This is a genomic window from Micromonospora sp. MGP-C2, assembly GCF_057766525.1.
Map to the genome: position 1 here is coordinate 5,153,411 of NZ_JBYMEN010000002.1, position 20,453 is coordinate 5,173,863.

Genomic DNA, 20,453 nt, shown 5'->3' on the forward strand with positions numbered 1-20,453 from the left:
TGATCTCAACCACCGTCGCCGGCGGGAGCGGGGCCGGGGTGGGTCGGGCCGGAGTCGGAGATGACGGCCCGGCGACCGCGGACGAGGCTCGCAGAGAGCAGACCCAGCCCGCCGAGCACCGCCCAGAGCGCGAGGGCGAAGGCCGGCCAGCCGGCTGATCGCCAGTCGAAGTAGACCGCCGCCTTGCTCAGGTCGTTGGCGAGGCCGGGGATGTTCCACCGGTGCATGCCGCGCAGCACGCCGGGCAGGAACTCGGGCGCGTAGATGCCGCCGGAGCCGGGGTTGCCGAGCACCACCAGGAGCAGGATGACGAGCGCGGTGCCCGCGACGCCGAGCCAGCCCTGGATGGCGCTGGCGAACATCGCGGCGGCGAAGACGGCCAGCGCGCCGATCGCCGCGATCGTCGGTACGTGGTGGTGCCAGATGTCCAGCACCGGTCCGACCACGACCGCGCCGGCGATGCCGAGCAGCACGCTGTAGACGGCCAGGGCGGCGATGCGCAGCCCGGCCCGCCGCACCGTACGTGGGGTGGTGCCGGCGGATATCCCGAGTACGGTCGAGGCCAGGTAGCCGCCGAGCACGTAGCCGACGTTCAGGTAGAAGGGCACCACCCCGCGCGGGTCGGCCGAGGTGACCGGCACCTCGTCGACGACCTGTAGCGGGGTGCCGCTGCCGGTGGCGGCGGTGGTGAGCACCTCTTTGATCGCGCTGGTGGCGGAGGGGCCGGAGGCGCTCGCGATGGTGAGGAGCAGGCCGTTGTCGGGGCTGGTGCTGAGCACGGCGTACACCGCGCGGCTGAGCAGGCCGTGCTCGGCGGCGCTCGCGTCGTCGTACCCGACGGACTTGATGATGTTGGTCTGACCACGCACGGCGTCGAGCGTCGCCTGGGCGCGCTGGTCGCCGTGGGCGACGCCGACCGGTAGGTCGCGGGGTGTGGGCTGGTGCAGTGCGCCGACGTAGGCCGCGATGAACGCGGTGGCGAGCACCAGCGTGCCGAGAAGCAACCCGATGCTGCGCGGCGCCCAGTCCCGGTCTCGGCCCTGCGATGCGGTGTCCACGTTGTGAGCCTATGGCCGGTTTTGTGATCGGTAGGGCGGAAACCGGTTGGCCGGACCGTTAGCGTTCGATCATGGTGTCGCTGAAATACCCGCCCAAACCCCGGCCTGGCGACCGGGTCGCGGTCGTCTCACCCTCCGCCGGCCTGCCGGCCGTCTTCCCCCACGTGTACGAGTTGGGGCTTCGCCGGCTGCGCGAGGAGTTCGGCCTGGAGCCGGTGGAGTATCCGACCACCCGGGTCCTGGGGGCCGACCCGCGCGACCGGGCCCGCGACCTGACCGCAGCCTTCGCCGACCCGAGCATCACCGCGGTGCTCGCCACTGTCGGCGGCGACGACCTGATCACGGTCACCCCGCACCTCGACAATGACGTGCTGCGGGCCAACCCCAAGCCCTACTTCGGCTACTCCGACAACACCAACGTGCTCAACCACCTCTACCGGCTGGGCATCGTCGCCTACCACGGTGGGTCGGTGCTGGTGCATCTCGGCCGGCCCGGCTCGCCGCACCCGCTGACCTTCGCCTCGCTGCGCGCGGCCCTGTTCACCACCGACTGGTACGAGTTGACGCCCGCCCATGACTGGGGCGACCGGCCGAACCCGTGGACCGAGCCGGAGACGCTGGCCCACGAGCCGGAGATGCTGCCCGGCGCGGGTTGGCGCTGGCAGGGCCCGCAGCGGGAGGTGCGGGGACGCACCTGGGGCGGCAATCTCGAGATCCTGCACTGGTTGCTGGCCACCGACCGGGTGCCCACCGCCGCCGAGCTGGACGGGTCAGTGCTTCTCGTCGAAACCTCCCAGGAGATGCCCGGCGCACAGGAGGTGTTCCGGATCGTGCGGAACATGGGGGAGCGGGGCCTGCTCGCCGCCTTCCCGGCCATCGTCGTCGGTCGCCCCAAGGCCTGGGACTTCCACAAGCCCCTGTCAGTGCCGGAACGGCAGGCGTGGGGCGACGCCCAGCGGGAGGCGATCACCCGCGCGCTCGCGCCGTACAACCCGGACGCGGTGGTGGTCTTCGACGTCGATCTCGGCCACACCGACCCGCAGTTGATCATCCCGTACGGCGGGGAGATCCGGGTGGACGCCGTGGCGCGCAGGATCTCGGTGCGCTACTGACCGGCCGACCGCGCGTTGCCGCCGCCACGGGTGGCGTCGGGGGTTGACCGGCCGCGCGTTGCCGCCGCTGCGGGTGGCGTCAGCGCTGCGGGTGGCGTCAGGGGTTGACGACGGCGAAGGCCCGGACCGGGAAGGTGCCCATGCCGGCCACCCTCGGTGGGGCCGCGGTGAACCGGAACCCGGTCGGGGGCAGCGCGTCCAGGCCGGTCAGGTGCTCCACGATCGGGATGCCGGCGGCGAGCAGCGCACTGTGCGCGGGGCGCTGACCTCCGGCCGCCGGGCTCATGTCGTCGATGTTGATCGAGTCGATGCCGACCAGGGTCGCGCCCGCGTCAACCAGCGCCTGGGCGGCGTCCCCGGTCAGGTACGGCGCCTCCGGCGCGCCGTACCGCTCGGTGCCGAAGTGCACGTCCCACCCGGTGTGCAGCAGGACCGCACGCCCGGCCACCTCGTACGGGGCCAGCATCAACCGGTCCACGGCCCGAACGCCGGCGGGCACCCGGACCACCACCCCGGGCAGGTCGGCGAGGTTGTCCAGCGACACCCCGGTCAGGTCGTCGCCGCCCGCCCAGCGATGGGCCGGAGTGTCCACGTACGTGCCGGTGTTGGCGATCAGGTCGATCCGCGCCACGTGGAACTCGGTGCCCGCCGCGTACCGCTCGCGGGATGCCGCGAACGTCAGCCAGTCGGTGATCCGCGGCCCCGGCCAGCCCGGCAGGGTGATCATCCCGTCGCTGATCACGTGGCTCAGCTCGACCAGTCTGCGGGCGGGCGCCGGCCGGTCAACGGCAACGGCCCGGCCGCCCTTGTGCGGTTCCTCGATGATCGTCTTCGCGCTGATCCGCACCTCGGCAACCATCAGCAACCCAAGGTGCCGGACGAACAACGCCACCAGGTCGTCGTCGCTGATCTCCTGACCGGGGATGTCCAGCCGGAACCCCTCGGTGCGCAGCCCGCCGCCGTTGGCGAAGCTCACCTCCGCGTCGAACTGTGCCCGCCACTGCTCATCCACCCCGAAACCCGACCATGTCAGAAGCCCACCGGTCAAGATCTATCTCCCGTTTCCGACCGCCTCGGGCCGCCGGGTTCGGGCTCTCGTCCCAAGATCCGCACAACATCAGGGAAGGTGCTGCCTCCCGCGCCCCGGAAGCAGCAACTTCCCCGAAGTTGCGTGGATCTTGGGGTGGCTCACGGGCCCGCGCGGGCGTGGCGCGGACCTGGGCTGAGGGTGCGCGGCGCGGGGTGTGGGTCGTGGGGGTGTGGGGCGCTGACCTGGTCGAAGGCGGCGTGCGCGGGCTTGGGTGCGGGGCGTGGACCTGGGCCGAGGGGGTGCGCGGGCGGGGTGCCGCGCGCCGCGCGGCGTGGACCTGGGCGGAAGGGGGTGTGTGTCGGTGGACGGGGATAGGCTTGTCGTCGTGCACCCCCCGTCCGGCTGGACGAGGGGCCGCCGTCGTGTGCGTCGATCCCCGGGAAGGATTCCCTTGCTCACCGGTCTGTTCTCCGCCGCCCTGGCCGACCCCGGGCTGACCCGGGCGCGTGACCTGGCGCGCTCCGGTGCCGCCCAGGTCGACGGCCTCGACATCACCGCCCCTGCGGCGTTGCGCCCGTTCGCGGTCGCTGCGGTCGCGGCCGACCCCGACGGCACCGGGGGTGGAGCCGGGCGACCCGTGCTCGCGGTGACCGCCACCAGCCGGGAGGCCGACGACCTGGCCGCCGCGCTGGGTGGGTTGCTGCCGGCGGAGCAGGTGGTGGTCTTCCCCTCCTGGGAGACGCTGCCGCACGAGCGGCTGTCGCCACGCTCGGACACGGTGGGCCGACGGCTGGCCGTGCTGCGCCGGTTGGCGCACCCGGAGGCTGCCGACGCGCACGGGAGCGCCGGGCCTCTGCGGGTGGTCGTGGCTCCGGTCCGTTCGCTGCTCCAACCGCAGCTCAAGGGGCTCGGCGATCTGGAGCCGGTGCAGCTCGCCGCCGGTGAGGAGGCCGACCTGGAGGAGGTCGCCCGCCGGCTGATCGACATGGCGTACGCCCGGGTCGACCTGGTCACCAAGCGCGGCGAGTTCGCCGTGCGCGGCGGCATCCTGGACGTCTTCCCGCCCACCGACGAGCACCCGTCCCGGGTCGAGTTCTGGGGCGACGAGGTGGAGGAGATCCGCACCTTCGCCGTCGCCGACCAGCGGACCATCGAGCAGGTTCCGCTGTTGTGGGCACCGCCCTGCCGGGAGTTGCTGCTGACCCCGGCGGTCCGTGACCGGGCCGCCGCGCTGGCCGAGCAGCACCCCGAGTTGGCGGAGATCCTCGACAAGCTGGCCGAGGGCATCCCGGTGGAGGGGATGGAGTCGCTGGCGCCGGTGCTGGTCGGTCCCGACTCGCTGGAGCTGCTGCTGGACGCGATGCCGTCCGGCACCCACGTGCTGCTCTGCGACCCGGAGCGCATCCGCACCCGGGCGCACGACCTGGTGCGTACCTCGGAGGAGTTTCTCCAGGCCAGCTGGGCCGCAGCTGCGGTCGGCGGCCAGGCCCCGGTGGACGTCGGCGCCGCCGCCTTCCGCACTCTCGGCGAGGTGCGCGCCACAGCTGGCAAACTCGGCCAGCCGTGGTGGACGCTGTCCCCGTTCGGTCTCGTCGAGGCGGAGACGCGGCAGCCCTGGGAGGACGCGCCGGAGCAGGCCGCGGTCACCCCGGACGACGCCATCGCTGTGACCCTCGCCGCCCAGCCGGCCCCGCTCTACCACGGCGAGACCAGCCGGGTGGTCGACGACCTCAAACGCTGGGCCGGCGAGGGCTGGTCGATCGCGCTGGTCTTCGAGGGCCACGGCCCCGCCCAGCGGGCGGTGGAGGTGCTGCGCGACGCCGGGCTGGGCGCCCGGTTGACCGAGGAGGTGCCGACCGCGCCGGTCGCCGGTGAGCTGGTGGTCACCTGCGGTGCGCTGAGCAGCGGGTTCGTCGACGAGGCGTCCCGTTTCGTGCTGTTGACCGGCAACGACGTGACCGGCGGTCGGGGCACCTCGACGCGGGACATGCGCAAGATGCCGAGCCGGCGGCGCAACACCATCGACCCGCTGGAGCTGAAGGCCGGCGACCACGTCGTGCACGAGCAGCACGGCATCGGCCGCTACGTCGAGCTGGTGCAGCGCACCGTCAACGGGGCCAGCCGCGAATACCTGGTCATCGAGTACGCGGCCAGCAAGCGTGGTCAGCCCGGCGACCGCCTGTTCGTCCCCACGGACCAGCTCGACCAGCTCTCCCGTTACGTGGGCGGCGAGCAGCCGACACTGCACAAGATGGGCGGCTCGGACTGGCAGAAGTCCAAGGCCCGGGCCCGTAAGGCGGTGCGGGAGATCGCCGCGCAGCTCATCCAGCTCTACGCAGCCCGCAAGGCGTCCAAGGGCCACTCGTTCGGCCCGGACACCCCCTGGCAGCGGGAGTTGGAGGACGCCTTCCCCTGGCAGGAGACGCCGGACCAGCTCGCCGCGATCGACGAGGTCAAGCGGGACATGGAGCAGACCGTCCCGATGGACCGGCTGATCTGCGGCGACGTCGGCTACGGCAAGACCGAGATCGCGGTCCGGGCGGCGTTCAAGGCGGTGCAGGACGGCAAGCAGGTGGCGGTGCTGGTGCCGACCACGCTGCTGGTGCAGCAGCACTACAACACGTTCGCCGAGCGGATGAGCCAGTTCCCGGTGGAGATCCGGCAGCTGTCGAGGTTCCAGACCCCGAAGGAGACCGAGCGGACGCTGGAGATGGTCGCCGACGGCACCGTCGACATCGTCATCGGCACCCACCGGCTGCTCCAGACCGCGACCCGGTTCAAGCAGTTGGGCCTGGTGGTCGTCGACGAGGAGCAGCGCTTCGGTGTCGAGCACAAGGAGCACCTGAAGACGCTGCGCGCGTCGGTCGACGTGCTGAGCATGTCGGCCACCCCGATCCCGCGCACCCTGGAGATGGCGATCACCGGCATCCGGGAGATGTCCACGATCGCCACTCCACCGGAGGAGCGGCACCCGGTTCTCACCTTCGTCGGCGCGCAGGACGACCGGCAGGTGGCGGCGTCCATCCACCGCGAGTTGCTCCGCGACGGGCAGGTCTTCTACCTGCACAACCGGGTCGAGTCGATCGACCGGGCGGCGCGGCGACTGCGGGAGCTGGTGCCGGAGGCGCGGGTCGCGGTGGCGCACGGCCAGATGGGTGAGGACGCTCTGGAGAAGGTCATGGTCGGCTTCTGGGAGAAGGAGTTCGACGTCCTGGTCTGCACCACGATCGTGGAGTCGGGCATCGACATCCCCAACGCCAACACGCTGATCGTGGAGCGGGCCGACCTGCTCGGCCTGGCCCAGCTGCACCAGATTCGTGGCCGGGTCGGCCGGGGCCGGGAGCGGGCGTACGCGTACTTCCTCTACCCGCCGGAGAAGCCGCTCACCGAGCACGCCCACGAGCGGCTGGCGACCATCGCGCAGCACACCGAGTTGGGCGCCGGCATGTACGTGGCGATGAAGGACCTGGAGATCCGGGGTGCCGGCAACCTGCTCGGCGGTGAGCAGTCCGGGCACATCGAGGGTGTCGGCTTCGACCTGTACGTGCGGATGGTCGGCGAGGCGGTCTCCGCCTTCAAGGGCGAGCGGTCGGAGGACGAGCCCGACGTCAAGATCGACCTGCCGATCGACGCGCACCTGCCGCACGACTACGTGAGCGTGGAGCGGCTGCGCCTGGAGATGTACCGCAAGCTCGCCGAGGCGCGGGACGAGGAGCGGCTGACCGAGGTGGTCGCCGAGATGACCGACCGGTACGGCGAGCCGCCGGCCCCGGTGCAGAACCTGGTGGAGGTGGCCCGGTTCCGCCTGCTGGCCCGCCGGTACGGCCTCACCGACGTGTCGATGCAGGGCAAGCACGTGCGGTTCGGCCCGTTGCCGTTGCCGGATTCGAAGCAGATGCGGCTCAAGCGCTACCACCCGGACGCCGTCTACAAGCAGGCCACCGACCAGGTCAGCGTGCCTCGGCCGAGCACCCGTCGGATCGGCGGGGAGCCGCTGCGTGACCAGGCGCTGTTGCAGTGGTGCGCGCAGTTGCTCTCCGATGTGCTCGGTGCCCCCGCCCCGCTCGCCGTCGCGGCCGGGTCAGGTGCGGCCGGGTGACGCGCCGCGGTGAACTGGAAGCTCGGTGAGGTGGGGGCCGTCACAGCACGGGAGAGGGCATGAGAGAGTGACGGGCATGCGTGCTCGCCGTGTGATCGCCGCCGCCAGCGTCGCGGCCCTGGGTGTCCTCTCCCTCGCTGCCTGCGGTAAGTCCGCACCAGGGGTCGCCGCGTACGTCGGTGATACCACCTATTCGGTGCAACGGGTCGACGAGATCCACGCCGAGGCCCAGGCGAAGTACGAGACGACCGCCCGGGCGGCGTTCCAGCAGCAGAACGGGCCGTCCGCGTCTCCCTCGCCGGAGATGCTCCGGATCGACGCGACCCCACAGGACATGCTCAACCTGCTCGTCGGCATCGACCTGGCCAAGCGGATCGTCGCGGAGAAGAAGATCCCGGTCCAGGACCAGCTCAAGGCCGACGAGTTGGGCAAGAGTTTCGGAGTTCCCGGCTCTGAGTACGCGAAGCTCGCCGCTGACTGGTACAACCTCTTCCTCGCCCTCCAGGCGGGTCTGCCGCCGGCCGAGCTGACCGACGAGCTGCGGTCGGTCGTCTACGCCAAGATGGTGGAGGGCGAGGTGGCCCCGGCCGGCTGGACGGTCGAGCAGCAGCGTTCGGCGTTCGCCGATCCGGCCATCGCCCCGCAGGTGGCCGCGGTGGTGGCCCTCAGCGCGGCGTTCGAGGCAGAGGTGGAGCGGGAGGACGTCTCGCTCAACCCGCGCTACTCCGCGCTGGAGATTCCGGCCCTGCTCCAGGTGCCGAACGGGGGCTTCGGCAGGTACAGCCTTCCCTACCTGAAGAAGGCGGGCACCGTCACCGACATCTCCACCCCGGAGCCGCTTCCGTCGGGCGCCAACCCGAGCGACGAGGCCACGCCCCCGAGCGACGAGGGCACGGCCAGCTGAGCATGACGGCACGGATCGTCCTCCTGGTCACCTCACCCCGGTTGCCCGCCGGCCTGCTGACCTCCGCGGCCTGGGATGTCGTACGCCAGCACCCGGTGTTGACCGGCGCGGAGAGCGAGCTGGTCACGGCCGTGCGCCAGGCGGGCGCCGAGGTCACAGTGGTGGAGGGGCCGGCGACGCAGCCGTTGCTGGATGCGGTGGCGACGCACGGCACTGTGGTGTGGTTGGCCGGTCCGGCGGGCGACGAGGCGCTGGCCCGTGAATTGGGTCTGCGGTTGGCCCGGCAGCCGGGGTTGGCCGAGATGGAGCTGATGTACGGCTCGTGGGATCCGCCGGGCGCCCGACTGCTCGACGCGGTGGCCGTGATGGACCGGCTGGCCTCGCCGGGCGGCGATCCGTGGAAACGCGCGCAGACGCACCGCAGCCTCGCCGGTTATCTGCTGGAGGAGAGCTACGAGGCGTACGACGCGATCAGCGCCGACGACACCGACGCTCTCCGCGAGGAGTTGGGTGACGTCCTGTTGCAGGTGGTGCTGCACGCGCGGCTCGCCGAGGAGTTGCCCGAGGACGAGCGGTGGACCATCGACGACGTGGCCGGTGGCCTGGTCGACAAGATGATCCGGCGCAATCCGCACGTCTTCGCGGGTGCCGAGGCGGGCACTCTGGAGGACATCACCGAGAACTGGGAGCGGATCAAGCGCGCCGAGAAGGCACGCGACTCGGTGCTGGACGGCGTGGCCCTGAGCCAGCCCGCCCTGGCCCTGGCCGCGCAGATCCTGAAGCGCGCCGCCCGCAGGGGCATCGAGGTCCCACCGCCGTTGGCAGACACCCAGGTGGACGCCGAAGCAAGGTTGGGCGCGAGCCTCCTGGCCACGGTAGCGGCGGCCCGCGAGGCGGGCATCGACCCGGAAGCTGCCCTGCGCCGCGCCACCCTGGCCTACGCAGAGGCCATCCGAACCGCCGAAAGCCCACCCGCCTAAACCCCCACCCCCGAACCCCCCACCCACGAACCCCCAGACCCGCGTTGATCATGAAGTTGTTGCCACGACACGCCGAGGTCGACGGCAATAACTTCATGATCGACGTAACAGGTGGCAGTGGGTGGGCCGGTCGGTAGGGTGGGCCGGGTGGAGGCGTTTGGGGTACTAGCTGAGCGGGTTGTCGAGGCACTGCTGGAGTCACGGCCGGGGGTTGCCACCGCTGCCGGGGACCACCGGTTCGACGACCGGCTGCCGGACCTGTCCGTCGACGCGCTGGCCGCCGACCGGGCGATGCTCTCCGACGCGGCCAACGCCCTGTCCGAACTGGACCCGGACTCGCTCGACGTGGAAGAGCAGGTCGACCACGCGCTGCTCAGCTCATTCGTGGACCGGGAGCTGTTCGAGCTGACCGAGATCCGGTCGCACGAGTGGGATCCGCTGCGCCACAACCCCGGCGCGCTCCTGCACCCGCTGCTGGCCCGCCCGTACGCCCCGGCGGAGGTGCGGCTGACCCAGCTGGCCGGCCGGCTCGCCGCCGTACCGGACGCCCTCGCCACCGCCCGCGCGACGCTGCGGGACATGCCCCGGATCCACGCGGAGACGGCGGTCGGCCAGTTTGCCGGTACGGCCGCGCTGATCCGCGACGAGCTGCCGCCGCTGCTCGCCCAGGCCCCGAGCGCCCTCGACCGGGTCGAGCCGGCGGCCACGGCGGCGATCGCCGCGCTGGAGGAGTTCGTCGCGTGGCTGCGCGCCGGCCTGGCCGCCGACGCCGGCCCGGGGCGGGACCCTCGGCTGGGCCGCCGCCGCTGGGAGGCCCGGCTCTGGCACACCCTCGACACCGAGCTGGGCGCCGCCGAGATCCAGCGCCGCGCCTGGGCCAATCTGGACCGGGTCACCGCGGAGATCCGCGAGGCGGCCGTCGAGCTGGTCGGCGGCCCGGCCGACGACGCGGCCGTCCGCCGGGCGCTGGACGTGCTCGCCGCCGAACACCCGGACGACGCGACGATCGTCGACCTGGCTGGGGTGACCCTGGACGAGGCGACCGACTTCGTCCGCGCGCACGACCTGGTCACCCTGGTCGACGACCGGTGCGTGATCCAGGAGATGCCGGAGTTCGCCAGGGGTGTCGCGGTGGCCTACTGCGACGCGCCCGGCCCGTTGGAGACCGCGGCCGTGCCCACCTTCTACTGCATCGCGCCCACCCCGTCGGACTGGCCGGCGCAGCGGGTGGAGTCGTTCTACCGCGAGTACAACGACCACATGATCCGCAACCTGACCGTGCACGAGGCGATGCCGGGGCACTTCCTCCAGCTCGCCCACGCCCGCCGCTACGTCGGTGGCACCCGCGTCCGGGCGCTGGCCGAGTCCGGCCCGTTCATCGAGGGCTGGGCGGTTTACACCGAGGAGCTGATGACCGGCCTCGGCTACGGGGGTCTGCCGGTGCGGTTGCAGCAGCTCAAGATGCAGCTCCGGATGACCATCAACGCCCTGCTCGACCAGTTGGTGCACGCCGACGACCTGCCAGAGGCCGAGGCGATGGCGTTGATGACCGGGCGCGGCTTCCAGGAGGAGGGCGAGGCGGCCGGCAAGTGGCGCCGGTCGTTGCTCACCTCCACCCAGCTCTCCACCTACTTCGTCGGGTACAGCGAGATGGCCGAGATCGCCGCCGCCCGCCCGGACGGCGTGTCGGTGCGCGACTGGCACGACGCGATGCTCGCCCACGACTGCCCGCCCCCGCGCCACCTGCGCACCCTGCTCGGGGTCTGAGCAACACCGGCGCCCGCGCCGGTCACCGCGTCCCGCCTCAAGATCCGCACAACTTCTCGGGTGTTGCTGCCTCCAGCGCCCCGGAGGCAGCAACTTCCCCGAAACTTGTGCGGACCCTGAGAGCTGCGGACCGCTGTCACGATCCGGCTGGGCGGCGGTCCACGACGCCGGCGCCGGCCGGCGGGTCGAACGCGCCCTTGTCCACGGTCGCGGAGTAGCGGCTCAGCGCCAGCTCCATCGGCTTGCCGTCGACCGGCCCGGTGAAGCTGCCCAGCACGCCCTCCGTGGTCACGCAGGCGGTGAAGTCGCCGGACGAGCCCTGCACCTCGACGCAGGCAGCGTGGTGCCCGGCGACGGTGGTGTCGCTCTGCTTGATGACCGCCTGCGGGTCCAGCGCGGCGGCGGTCAGCAGCCCGATCACCACCGGCGGCGTGACCAGACCCTGCTGGTTGGCCTCACCGAAGAGGGTCACTGTGGGTTTGCCACCCGGGGTGGGCGGGGCGACAAGCGTGCACTGCGGGCGGGCGCCGGTCGTCGTACACCGGGTGACGGCCTCGGGGGTGACGGTGAGTCGCCCTCCGGGGTAGGTGTACGCGGAGCGGGCCGGGTCCTGCGCCTGCACGATCGCGGCGCTCTGGCCGCCGGGCAACTGGTAGTCGGCCGAGTAGGTCAGCTCCAGCGCGCGGTCGAGGCGGGCGGCGAGGTCGTTGACGAGTTCCGAGCGGCCCATGGCGACTCCGGCGTCCTCGAATGTCTGACAGCCGGTGACCGTGAGCGACGCGATGACCGACACGGCGAGCATGCGGAGGGTGGTCGAGGCGGCGGACATGGCGACCAGCCTGGTGGATACGGTCCGCGCAGCGCAAACCCGTTGCCGGTTGACGCCCGGAAATCCGGGAATGTCCGTCAGTGCGGGCCGACTCGGGTGCGCGGGCGACGCCGTGCCCGTTCGCGCCGCCCGATACGCTGCGTTCAACACCTGCCTCAGCCGCACCGTCGCGGCCCACCCACGGACCGGATCACAACAACGAGGAGCGACTCAGTGGCAACCATCGAGGGAATCGTCGCCCGGGAGATTCTCGACTCGCGGGGCAACCCGACGGTCGAGGTCGAGGTCGGCCTGGACGACGGCACGGTGGCCCGCGCGGCCGTGCCCTCCGGCGCCTCCACCGGCGCCTTCGAGGCGATCGAGCTGCGCGACGGTGACGCCGACCGCTACCAGGGCAAGGGCGTGGAGAAGGCGGTCTCCAACGTCGAGGACAAGATCGTCGACCAGATCATCGGGTACGAGGCCAGCGAGCAGCGGCTCATCGACCAGAAGATGCTCGACATCGACGGCACCGACAGCAAGTCGGAGCTGGGCGCGAACGCCATCCTCGGGGTTTCCCTCGCGGTGGCGAAGGCCGCTGCCGGCAGCGCCGAGCTGAGCCTCTTCCGTTACCTGGGCGGCCCGAACGCGCACCTCCTGCCGGTGCCGATGATGAACATCCTCAACGGTGGCGCGCACGCCGACTCGAACGTCGACATCCAGGAATTCATGGTCGCCCCGATCGGCGCCCCGACCTTCCGTGAGGCGCTGCGCTCCGGCGCGGAGGTCTACCACGCCCTCAAGTCGGTGCTGAAGAAGAAGGGCCTGTCCACCGGGCTCGGCGACGAGGGTGGCTTCGCCCCGAACCTGCCGACCAACGCGGCTGCCCTGGACCTGATCGCCGAGGCGGTCGAGAAGGCCGGTTACCGGCTGGGCACCGACATCGTGTTCGCGCTCGACGTGGCAGCCACGGAGTTCTTCGACAACGGCACCTACACCTTCGAGGGTTCCGCGAAGTCCGCCGAGGAGATGAGCAACTACTACACCAAGCTGGCCGGTGACTACCCGATCGTGTCGATCGAGGACCCGCTGGCCGAGGACGACTGGAGCGGCTGGCAGACGCTGACCGCCTCGATCGGCGACCGGGTGCAGATCGTCGGCGACGACCTGTTCGTGACCAACCCGCAGCGCATCGCCCGCGGCATCGCGGAGAAGTCGGCGAACGCGGTCCTGGTCAAGGTCAACCAGATCGGCTCGCTGACCGAGACGCTGGACGCGGTGGACCTGGCCCACCGGGCCGGCTTCAAGTGCATGATGAGCCACCGTTCCGGCGAGACCGAGGACACCACCATCGCCGACCTGGCGGTGGCCACCGGCTGCGGCCAGATCAAGACCGGCGCGCCGGCCCGCTCGGACCGCGTCGCGAAGTACAACCAGCTGCTCCGGATCGAGGAGGAGTTGGCCGACGCGGCGCGCTACGCCGGCGCCGGCGCCTTCCCGCGCTACCGTTCGGCCTGAGACGCGCGAAGCCTCGGGGGAGGGGTGTGACGATGCAGCAGCGCCGCACACCGGGTGGTCAGCGTCCCGCCCGCCGACCGGGTCAGTCCGGTCGGCCGGGTGGTGGCCGCGCCACGCGGGGATCGGTCCGGGAGGCCGGCGTACGCGCCGACCCCCGCGCCGCTGGTCGGGCGCCGGGTGCTGCCCGGGGCGCCGAGGGCGTTCGCTCGGCGAATCGTCCGGCCGCCGCTCGGCGTACCGGCGCCGGCGCAGGCGTGAAGCGGCTCGCCGCGCCCCACCCCCGTCGCTTCACCGGCCGGGCCACAGTGCTGTTCGCGGTCCTGATCGCGCTCGCGCTGGCCTACACGTACCCGGTCCGGGTCTACCTGGACCAGCAGGCCGACATCGAGCGGATGGAGGCGGCCCAGGCGGTGCAGGCGGCGGAGATCGCCAAGCTCGAGGCCGAGGCTGCCAACTGGAACGACCCGGCGTACATCAAGACGCAGGCTCGGGAGCGGTTCTTCATGGGCGAGCCGGGCGAGAAGATGATGGTGGTGCTGCACGACCCGGAGGGCGCCGCCCGGGACGCCGGGAAGTCGGCCGGTTCGGCCGCCCCGGCGGGGCCGTCGACCTGGTACGACACGCTCTGGTCGAGCGTGCAGGCAGCCGACAGCCAGCAGCCCGGCAAGTGATCCACCGATCGACGCACCAGGAGAGACCGTGACTGTCGTACCACCGTCGGAGCCGGCGGCGGATTCCGTACCTCTGCCGCAGCGGGAGCCGGCCACGGAGGCCGACCTGGCCGCGGTGGCCGCGCAGCTCGGCCGGACGCCCCGGGGCACCCAGGCGGTCGCCCACCGATGCCCCTGCGGCCTCCCGGACGTGGTGGAGACGACCCCCCGCCTCGCCGACGGCACCCCGTTTCCGACGCTTTTCTACCTGACCTGCCCCCGAGCCACGGCGGCGTGCAGCCGGCTGGAGTCGGCGGGGCTGATGAAGGAGATGGCGGACCGCCTGACGACGGATCCCGAGCTGGCCGCGCACTACCGTGCCGCGCACGAGGACTACCTCGCCCGCCGGGAGGCGGTCGGTGAGGTGCCGGAGATCGCCGGAATCTCGGCCGGTGGGATGCCGGGCCGGGTGAAGTGCCTGCACGTGCACCTGGGGCACGCCCTGGGCGCCGGCCCGGGCGTGAACCCGTTCGGCGACGAGACGTTGGCGCTGGTCGAGCCGTGGTGGTCGGCCGGTCCTTGCGTGGACGTCCCGGCGGGCGAATGAGCGCGCCGGCCGGGTCCTCGGCGTCCGAGAGCCAGATCGTGGTGCGGCGGGCCCGCACCGGGGACGTACGGGGCATCCGGCGGCTGGTGGACACCTACACCGACGACCGTCGGCTGCTGAGCAAGGCCACCGTCACCCTCTATGAGGACGTGCAGGAGTTCCGGGTGGCGGTCCGCGCCGACGACGGCGTCGTGGTGGGCTGCGGCGCGCTGCACGTGATGTGGGAGGACCTGGCCGAGATCCGCACGGTCGCTGTGGACCCGTCCTGCCGGGGCCAGCGGATCGGGCACCGGCTGGTGGGAGAGCTGATCGACGCGGCCCGGGAGCTGGGCGTGGCCCGGATCTTCGCGCTCACCTTCGAGACGCGGTTCTTCGGCGCGTTCGGCTTCCAGGAAATCGACGGCGCACCGGTGCCCCGCCAGGTGTACGAGCAGTTGCTGCGCTCGTACGACGAGGGTGTCGCGCAGTTCCTGGACCTGGAGCGGGTCAAGCCGAACACGCTGGGCAACACCCGGATGCTGCTGCGCCTGTAGGTCAGGCCTTGCGGGGGTGCGTCGCGAAGAACTCCCACATCAGGTCGGTGGCCGACAGCCCGGCGGAGGACGCGGCGAGCTGACCGGCTGTCGCCCCCGGCCAACTGTGACCCATCTCGGGCAGGGTCCAGACGCTGACCTCGCTGCCGTCCGCGCAGCTCGCCACCGTGTGCGTCACACCCGGCACCCCGGACGCCTTCGGGCTCGGCCGGCAGGAGAGCCGCTGCTGCCAGGTCTGCATGCCGGTCTGGAAGGTCGACGCGTACCGGTCCTGGCCGCCGATGAAGGTGATCACGGAGACGGGGCTCTTCGGCACGTAGCTGTCGGCCGTGGTCAGCTTCCCGCTGTAACCGCCGCTGACCACCCCGATCGCGGCGTACGTGCCGGTGCTCTCCACCGCCGCCCGGAAGCTCATGTCGCCGCCGTTGGAGATGCCGGTGAGGAAGACCTGGTTCGGGTCCGCGTGCCAGGTCTGCACCAGGTGACCGGTGAGAGCGGTGAGGAACCCGACGTCGTCCTGGTTGCCGCAGCAGACCAGCGCGTTGAAGCCTCCGCCCACGCCGTCGGGGTACGCGACCAGCACGTTGTCCTTGTCAGCCTTGGCCTCCAGGCCCGCCAGCTCCCGCATCGCAGAGCCGGTCCCGGGATAGAAGTGCAGCGCGATGACCAGCGCGGGCGGCCTGCCCGGGTCGTAGCCGGGCGGTGCGTGCAGCAGGTAGGTGCGCTCGACCCCGTTGTGCGTCAGGGTGAGCTCGTGGTCGCCCGCCGCCGGGCGTTCGGTCGACGCGGAGGGAGCGGCGGTCGGGGCCGACGAGGGTTGCCCCCGCTCACCACAAGCCGCGGCCACGACCACGAGGCAGAGCCCCGTCAACACTGCCACCGTCCGCCGCACGCCGGCCACCCCCCGTCGACCCCGGCGTCCACCCTGGAGGGCGTCGGATTGTGGATCAACCCTTTCGGTCCTGGGCGAAGGACGGCAGGCTGTTTCCCATGCTTCGCCTCCATCTCGGGCCGGCGGATCTCTGCCGGGTGCGGTTCGGTGCCCGGCTGCACCCGGTTGGCACCGCGCTGCTGGCCGGCCAGTGGCTGCGGGATCCGACGGTGGCGGCGATGGCCCCGACGCTGGCCGAGCGGGCGGCAGCGCTGGAGAGCACGGGAGCCGCCCAGGCCGCCACCGCGGTCCTGCGGCACCTGCTGCCGGCACGGGGCGCCTGCCGGACTTCGTCACCCCCTTCGCCGGTGTGGAGTCGGTCGCCGCCGGTCTGGAGGCGATTCAGGCGACCCCGGCACGACGGGTACGCGCCGAGGTCGGCGCGGCGTACGCGGATGTGGCCGCCACCCCGCTGCGGCGACGGTTCGCCGCGGCCGATCCGGAGATGCTCGACCTGTTCGGCGGGGCCGTCCGCACCTGGTTCGACGCCGTCCTCGCGCCGCACTGGCCCGATCTGGTGTCCGCGTACCGCCAGCAGGTGACCTGCGCGAGTCAACGGCTGGCGCAGCACGGCCTGGCCAGCCTCTTCGCGGGCCTGCACCCGGCCATCCGGTGGCGGGAGCCGGTGCTGGAGGTGCGGACGTGGTGGGACGGCGAACTGCCCGGCACCGGCCACGGGCTCATCCTGCTGCCCTCCCCGCTGGCCGGCCCCCGGCCCCGGGTGCTGGTCGAGCCGGATCGCCCGATCCTGCTCGTCTACCCGGTGCTGATGCCTCCGCGCGCGGCCACCGCCGAGGGCGATCCTCTCGGCCGGTTGCTCGGCGCCACCCGGGCGCTGGTCCTGCGCCAACTCGCGGCCGACGGCGGGATGACCACCACGGTGCTGGCGCGGGCCGTCGGGATCAGCCTCTCCTCGGCCTCGGAGCACGCCACCGCGCTGAGGGCGACCGGCCTGGTGGCCAGCGAGCGGGAGGGCGGGTCCGTGCGACACCACCTGACGGCGCTCGGCGCGAACCTGCTGCGAGGGCTGCCGGGCGACTCGTCCGAGGCGGGTCCGTCGGCCGCCCAGGCAGCCGGGTGGTCGCCCGCCCTGCCGTAAGGTTGCTGCCGTGACGACGCGAGTGGCGGCCATCGACTGCGGGACCAACTCGATCCGACTGCTGGTCGCCGACCTGCCCGGGGAGTCGGCCGGGCCGCAGGCGCCGCTGGTCGACCTGACCCGCCGGATGGAGATCGTCCGGCTCGGCCAGGGTGTGGACCGCACCGGTCGGCTGGCACCGGAGGCGATCGAACGGACCCGGGTGGCGCTCGCGTCGTACGCCGCCGACATCGAGAAGTTGGGCGCCGAGCGGGTCCGCATGTGTGCCACCTCCGCCTCCCGCGACGCCGCCAACGCCGCCGACTTCACCGGGATGGTGCAGCGCACCCTCGGCGTCGCGCCCGAGGTGGTCACCGGCGACGAGGAGGCCCGACTGTCGTTCACCGGCGCGGTGCGCGGGCTCCCGGCCGACGCGAAGGCGCCGTTCCTGGTCGTCGACATCGGCGGAGGCTCCACCGAGTTCGTGGTCGGTGACCGGGCCGCCGGCGTGCACGCGGCCATCTCGGTGGACATCGGCTGCGTCCGGATGACCGAGCGGCACCTGCCCGGTGACCCGCCGACGCCCGAGCAGGTCGCCGCCGCGCAGGCCGACATCGCGGCCGCCGTCGACCGGGCGCTCGCCGTGGTGCCCGGCCGCGAGGCGGCAACCCTGGTCGGTCTCGCCGGGTCGGTCACCACAGTGGTCGCCCTCGCGCAGGGCCTGCGGGAGTACGACCCGGAGCGCATCCACCACGCCCGGGTGTCGTACGAGGCGGTCACCCAGGTGACAGCGGACCTGCTGAGTCAGACCCGTGAGCAGCGGTTGGCGAACCCGGTGATGCACCCGGGCCGGGCCGACGTGATCGGCGCCGGCGCGCTGGTGCTTCGCGTGATCATGGAGCGGGCCGGGATGCCGTCGGTGGTCGCCTCCGAGCACGACATCCTCGACGGCATCGCCTGGAGCCTGGCCATTTGATCGACTCGGTTCCCTGAAAGTCGCGGTGTCCCAGCAGGGCGGATACCCCGATTTCCAGGAAGTCCAGTCGATCAAGGTTTCGGTAGGGCCGTGCCCCCTCGCCTGCGTGTCGGGGCGGAATCGTTGACGCTACTCCGCATTGCGCACTAGTCTGCAATGCGTGGACACCACACAGTTGCTGAAGGGCGTGCTCGATCTGGCCGTCCTGGCCGTGCTCCGAGAGGAGGACGGCTACGGTTACGACATTCTGCGCCGGTTGCGCGAGGCCGGCCTGGAGGAGGTCGGCGACGCCTCGGTCTACGGGACGCTGCGCCGCCTCTTCGCCGCAGGCCTGCTCACCACGTACGTCGTGCCGAGCGAATCCGGGCCGCACCGCAAGTACTACTCACTCAACGCCGCGGGGCGTGACCAGTTGACCCGCTCCGGCAAGCTCTGGCGCTCGTTCGCCACCACCATGGACAGTCTGCTCGACGATCGGGGGATGGCGGCATGACCGTCACGGAGCAGGAGATCACCGACTACGTGGCGCGGGTCCGGGCCGCTCTGGCCGACCTGCCACCCACCCAACGCGACGAGCTGACCGAGGATCTCGCCGACCACCTCACCGAGGTCGCGGCCGAGGCGGAGGGCACTCTCGTCGAGCGGCTGGGCGAGCCCGAGACGTACGCTGCCGAGCTGCGCGCCGCGGCCGGCGCCGCCGCCGGGGGCGGTGGGCGCAATCTCGACCAGCGGGTCGCCGCCGCGCTGGTCGGGGTCCGCAGCCGCCTGCGCGCTGTCGACACCCGACTGGGCCCACCCCTGGGGTACGACACGGCGAGCGACTTCCTCCGGTTGTTGCGCCCGGGCTGGTGGGTGCTGCGCGGCTACCTGGCGGCGATGCTGGTCACGGTCATCTCCAACGGCGGCAACTATTACAACCTGTTGCCCCGGTTCGGTGGGGAGTTGCTCGCCGGCCTGATCATGCTGGTCGGCTTCGTGCTCGCCTCCATCTGGATTGGCCGCCGCTCCGCCCGGCTGACGCGTTGGCCGCGCTCGGCGGTGCAGGTCGGCAGCGCGGTGCTGGCGGTCTTCGCGTTGGCCGCACTGGTCAACACCGAGGACCGGCTCGGCCGTGACTACTACTACGACCAGACCTCGGTCGACAGCCAGTACGGCCAGATCCGGGACGTCTTCGTCTACGACAGCGAGGGCCGGCTGGTGGAGAACGCCCGGCTCTTCGACCAGAACGGCAACCCGATCAGGCTGGGCTACCCGGACTGCGGCGGCCGCATCGACGAGTACGGCAACCCGCTGCTGCGGCCGTACCCGTACTGCCCGGAGCAGGCGCCGTTCGGGCCCCGGGCCCCGGGCGCGCCCCTCGCTCCCACGCCGCCCACCACCACGCCGGACCCCAGCAGCCCGCCGGACCCGAGCAGCACGCCCGGTCCGACCGGGACGCCGACGGCGACCGGTACGCCCACCGGCCAGCCCACGGCCGGCAGAATCGTGACGCCGAGCGACGCACCGACTCCGACTCCGACGAACTGAGTCGCGGTGTGAACTGGATCATGCTGCCGAAGCTGGGAAATAACTGAACGGACGAGGCGAGCGGGACGGCACCGTAAATCAATGATCGTTACGGTGTCGTCTGCTCATCAACCCCTCGGAAGGACCCCCCGTGCCAGACCAGGTCGCACCGCCCTCCGCGCCCGACGCCGCAGCACCCCAGCCGGCCGTCGAGACGCCGCAGCCGACGCCGGCCCAGCCGCAGGCGGCCACGTCAGATGCGGCCGATCCGCTGGCGGCGAAGCCGGGAACCGCCGACCCGCAGTCCGCCAAGCCGGAGGCAGTGGACCCGCAGGCGGCCACGTCGGGTGCGGCGGACCCGCAGGCCGCCAAGCCGGAGGCAGCCGACCCGCAGGCGGCCACGTCGGATGCGGCCGTGCCGCCCGCGACCGCCACGGCGACGGCCGAGCCGGAGGCGAAGAAGTCCGGTGCGAAGAAGGCTCTGGGCATCGTCGGCGCGATCCTCGCGATCGTCGTCGTCGCCGGCCTGAAGTTCGGCCTCGCGTCGGCGATTGGCGGCTACTTCAACAAGGACGAGACCGCCGACGCCAAGGCCGGCGACTGCATCGCCGAGCTGCCGGAGATCACGGGGACCGGGCAGGAGGAGGTCGACGGCGCCAAGGTCGTCGAGTGCACCTCGACCGACGCGGCGTACACCGTGGTTGGTCGGGTGAACGACCAGAGCGAGGCCCAGGCCAAGGCCGGCACCTCCTGCGACCAGTTCTTCCAGAATGACCAGGAGGGCTACATCTTCTCCAGCATCGAGCCGGGCAAGTCGGGCTACGTGCTCTGTCTGACCAAGAAGGCCTGACCGGCGCGCCAGGCCAGCATCGACGGCGGCGGGAGGAGACCCCGCC

18 protein-coding genes are annotated in these 20,453 nt (G+C 72.1%); 14 read left to right on the forward strand and 4 right to left on the reverse strand.

All coding sequences use genetic code 11. The features are described 5' to 3' along the window. Window positions 1–5: 5 nt before the first annotated feature. Entirely contained in the window at window positions 6–1,058 is a 1,053-nt protein-coding gene (locus AC3CF1_RS23785; RefSeq protein ID WP_488451285.1) for a hypothetical protein, read from the reverse strand. Window positions 1,059–1,129: 71 nt separating this feature from the next. Here AC3CF1_RS23785 and AC3CF1_RS23790 point away from each other — a divergent pair, with 71 nt between their 5' ends. Continuing rightward, window positions 1,130–2,170, forward strand: a complete 1,041-nt coding sequence (locus AC3CF1_RS23790; protein WP_355160260.1) for a S66 family peptidase — start codon at window positions 1,130–1,132, stop codon at window positions 2,168–2,170. A 97-nt stretch (window positions 2,171–2,267) separates the two neighbouring features. On the opposite strand, the gene AC3CF1_RS23795 is transcribed toward AC3CF1_RS23790, so the two are convergent. Then, the gene (locus AC3CF1_RS23795; RefSeq protein ID WP_488451286.1) at window positions 2,268–3,182 is read right to left on the reverse strand and encodes a cyclase family protein; all 915 of its coding nucleotides are present in this window, start codon (window positions 3,180–3,182) and stop codon (window positions 2,268–2,270) included. Window positions 3,183–3,651: 469 nt separating this feature from the next. Between AC3CF1_RS23795 and mfd the strand changes: the two genes are divergently transcribed. From mfd to AC3CF1_RS23815, 4 genes are all read left to right on the forward strand, one after another. Further along, the gene (gene mfd, locus AC3CF1_RS23800) at window positions 3,652–7,299 is read left to right on the forward strand and encodes a transcription-repair coupling factor (RefSeq protein WP_488451287.1); all 3,648 of its coding nucleotides are present in this window, start codon (window positions 3,652–3,654) and stop codon (window positions 7,297–7,299) included. Window positions 7,300–7,375: 76 nt separating this feature from the next. After that, window positions 7,376–8,203 (forward strand): hypothetical protein, encoded by an 828-nt coding sequence (locus tag AC3CF1_RS23805; protein WP_354983477.1) that lies wholly within the window; start codon window positions 7,376–7,378, stop codon window positions 8,201–8,203. A gap of 2 nt (window positions 8,204–8,205) precedes the next feature. Continuing rightward, window positions 8,206–9,183 carry a nucleoside triphosphate pyrophosphohydrolase gene (locus tag AC3CF1_RS23810; RefSeq protein WP_488451288.1) on the forward strand — a complete coding sequence of 326 codons (978 nt, stop codon included), beginning with the start codon at window positions 8,206–8,208 and terminating at the stop codon, window positions 9,181–9,183. Window positions 9,184–9,330: 147 nt separating this feature from the next. Further along, entirely contained in the window at window positions 9,331–10,950 is a 1,620-nt protein-coding gene (locus AC3CF1_RS23815) for a DUF885 domain-containing protein (RefSeq protein ID WP_328532900.1), read from the forward strand. 136 nt (window positions 10,951–11,086) lie between these two features. Here the strand turns inward: AC3CF1_RS23815 and AC3CF1_RS23820 are convergent, their stop codons facing one another. Next, window positions 11,087–11,779, reverse strand: coding sequence for a hypothetical protein (locus tag AC3CF1_RS23820; RefSeq protein WP_488451289.1), 693 nt, complete (start codon window positions 11,777–11,779; stop codon window positions 11,087–11,089). A 213-nt stretch (window positions 11,780–11,992) separates the two neighbouring features. On the opposite strand from AC3CF1_RS23820, the gene eno reads away from it, so the two are divergent. Genes eno through AC3CF1_RS23840 form a run of 4 tightly spaced genes read left to right on the forward strand, consistent with a single transcriptional unit; the run spans window position 11,993 to window position 15,066 of the window. Beyond that, entirely contained in the window at window positions 11,993–13,276 is a 1,284-nt protein-coding gene (gene eno, locus AC3CF1_RS23825) for a phosphopyruvate hydratase (RefSeq protein ID WP_088946234.1), read from the forward strand. A 32-nt stretch (window positions 13,277–13,308) separates the two neighbouring features. After that, window positions 13,309–13,947 carry an FtsB family cell division protein gene (locus tag AC3CF1_RS23830; protein WP_354983480.1) on the forward strand — a complete coding sequence of 213 codons (639 nt, stop codon included), beginning with the start codon at window positions 13,309–13,311 and terminating at the stop codon, window positions 13,945–13,947. Between the two features lie 28 nt (window positions 13,948–13,975). Beyond that, entirely contained in the window at window positions 13,976–14,533 is a 558-nt protein-coding gene (locus AC3CF1_RS23835; protein ID WP_354983481.1) for a DUF501 domain-containing protein, read from the forward strand. Further along, on the forward strand, window positions 14,530–15,066 hold the full coding sequence (locus AC3CF1_RS23840; RefSeq protein WP_354983482.1) for an amino-acid N-acetyltransferase: 537 nt from the start codon (window positions 14,530–14,532) through the stop codon (window positions 15,064–15,066). The genes AC3CF1_RS23835 and AC3CF1_RS23840 overlap by 4 nt, the downstream gene beginning before the upstream one ends. A gap of 1 nt (window position 15,067) precedes the next feature. Here AC3CF1_RS23840 and AC3CF1_RS23845 read toward each other — a convergent pair whose 3' ends face one another. Then, complete coding sequence (locus AC3CF1_RS23845) at window positions 15,068–15,958, reverse strand: CE1 family esterase (RefSeq protein ID WP_355160257.1); 891 nt, start codon at window positions 15,956–15,958, stop codon at window positions 15,068–15,070. A 349-nt stretch (window positions 15,959–16,307) separates the two neighbouring features. Here AC3CF1_RS23845 and AC3CF1_RS23850 point away from each other — a divergent pair, with 349 nt between their 5' ends. The 5 genes from AC3CF1_RS23850 (at window position 16,308) to AC3CF1_RS23870 (ending at window position 20,407) form a co-directional block, all read left to right on the forward strand. Next, window positions 16,308–17,096, forward strand: coding sequence for an ArsR/SmtB family transcription factor (locus tag AC3CF1_RS23850; RefSeq protein ID WP_488451290.1), 789 nt, complete (start codon window positions 16,308–16,310; stop codon window positions 17,094–17,096). Window positions 17,097–17,118: 22 nt separating this feature from the next. Beyond that, window positions 17,119–18,051, forward strand: coding sequence for a Ppx/GppA phosphatase family protein (locus AC3CF1_RS23855; RefSeq protein ID WP_354983510.1), 933 nt, complete (start codon window positions 17,119–17,121; stop codon window positions 18,049–18,051). A 160-nt stretch (window positions 18,052–18,211) separates the two neighbouring features. Further along, window positions 18,212–18,544 (forward strand): PadR family transcriptional regulator, encoded by a 333-nt coding sequence (locus AC3CF1_RS23860; protein ID WP_074316865.1) that lies wholly within the window; start codon window positions 18,212–18,214, stop codon window positions 18,542–18,544. Beyond that, window positions 18,541–19,578: an HAAS signaling domain-containing protein gene (locus AC3CF1_RS23865; protein ID WP_488451291.1), complete on the forward strand. Its 1,038-nt coding sequence runs from the start codon at window positions 18,541–18,543 to the stop codon at window positions 19,576–19,578. The genes AC3CF1_RS23860 and AC3CF1_RS23865 overlap by 4 nt, the downstream gene beginning before the upstream one ends. Window positions 19,579–19,708: 130 nt before the next feature. Next, entirely contained in the window at window positions 19,709–20,407 is a 699-nt protein-coding gene (locus AC3CF1_RS23870) for an LppU/SCO3897 family protein (RefSeq protein ID WP_488451292.1), read from the forward strand. Window positions 20,408–20,453: the final 46 nt, after the last annotated feature.

What these genes read in the sequence shown, in the direction of transcription:
- AC3CF1_RS23790 (WP_355160260.1), top strand. Translation starts at nt 1,130, where the DNA reads ATGGTGTCGCTGAAATACCCGCCCAAACCCCGGCCTGGCGACCGGGTC.
- AC3CF1_RS23805 (WP_354983477.1), top strand. Translation starts at nt 7,376, where the DNA reads ATGCGTGCTCGCCGTGTGATCGCCGCCGCCAGCGTCGCGGCCCTGGGT.
- AC3CF1_RS23810 (WP_488451288.1), top strand. Translation starts at nt 8,206, where the DNA reads ATGACGGCACGGATCGTCCTCCTGGTCACCTCACCCCGGTTGCCCGCC.
- AC3CF1_RS23820 (WP_488451289.1), bottom strand. Translation starts at nt 11,779, where the DNA reads ATGTCCGCCGCCTCGACCACCCTCCGCATGCTCGCCGTGTCGGTCATC.
- AC3CF1_RS23830 (WP_354983480.1), top strand. Translation starts at nt 13,309, where the DNA reads ATGCAGCAGCGCCGCACACCGGGTGGTCAGCGTCCCGCCCGCCGACCG.
- AC3CF1_RS23840 (WP_354983482.1), top strand. Translation starts at nt 14,530, where the DNA reads ATGAGCGCGCCGGCCGGGTCCTCGGCGTCCGAGAGCCAGATCGTGGTG.
- AC3CF1_RS23865 (WP_488451291.1), top strand. Translation starts at nt 18,541, where the DNA reads ATGACCGTCACGGAGCAGGAGATCACCGACTACGTGGCGCGGGTCCGG.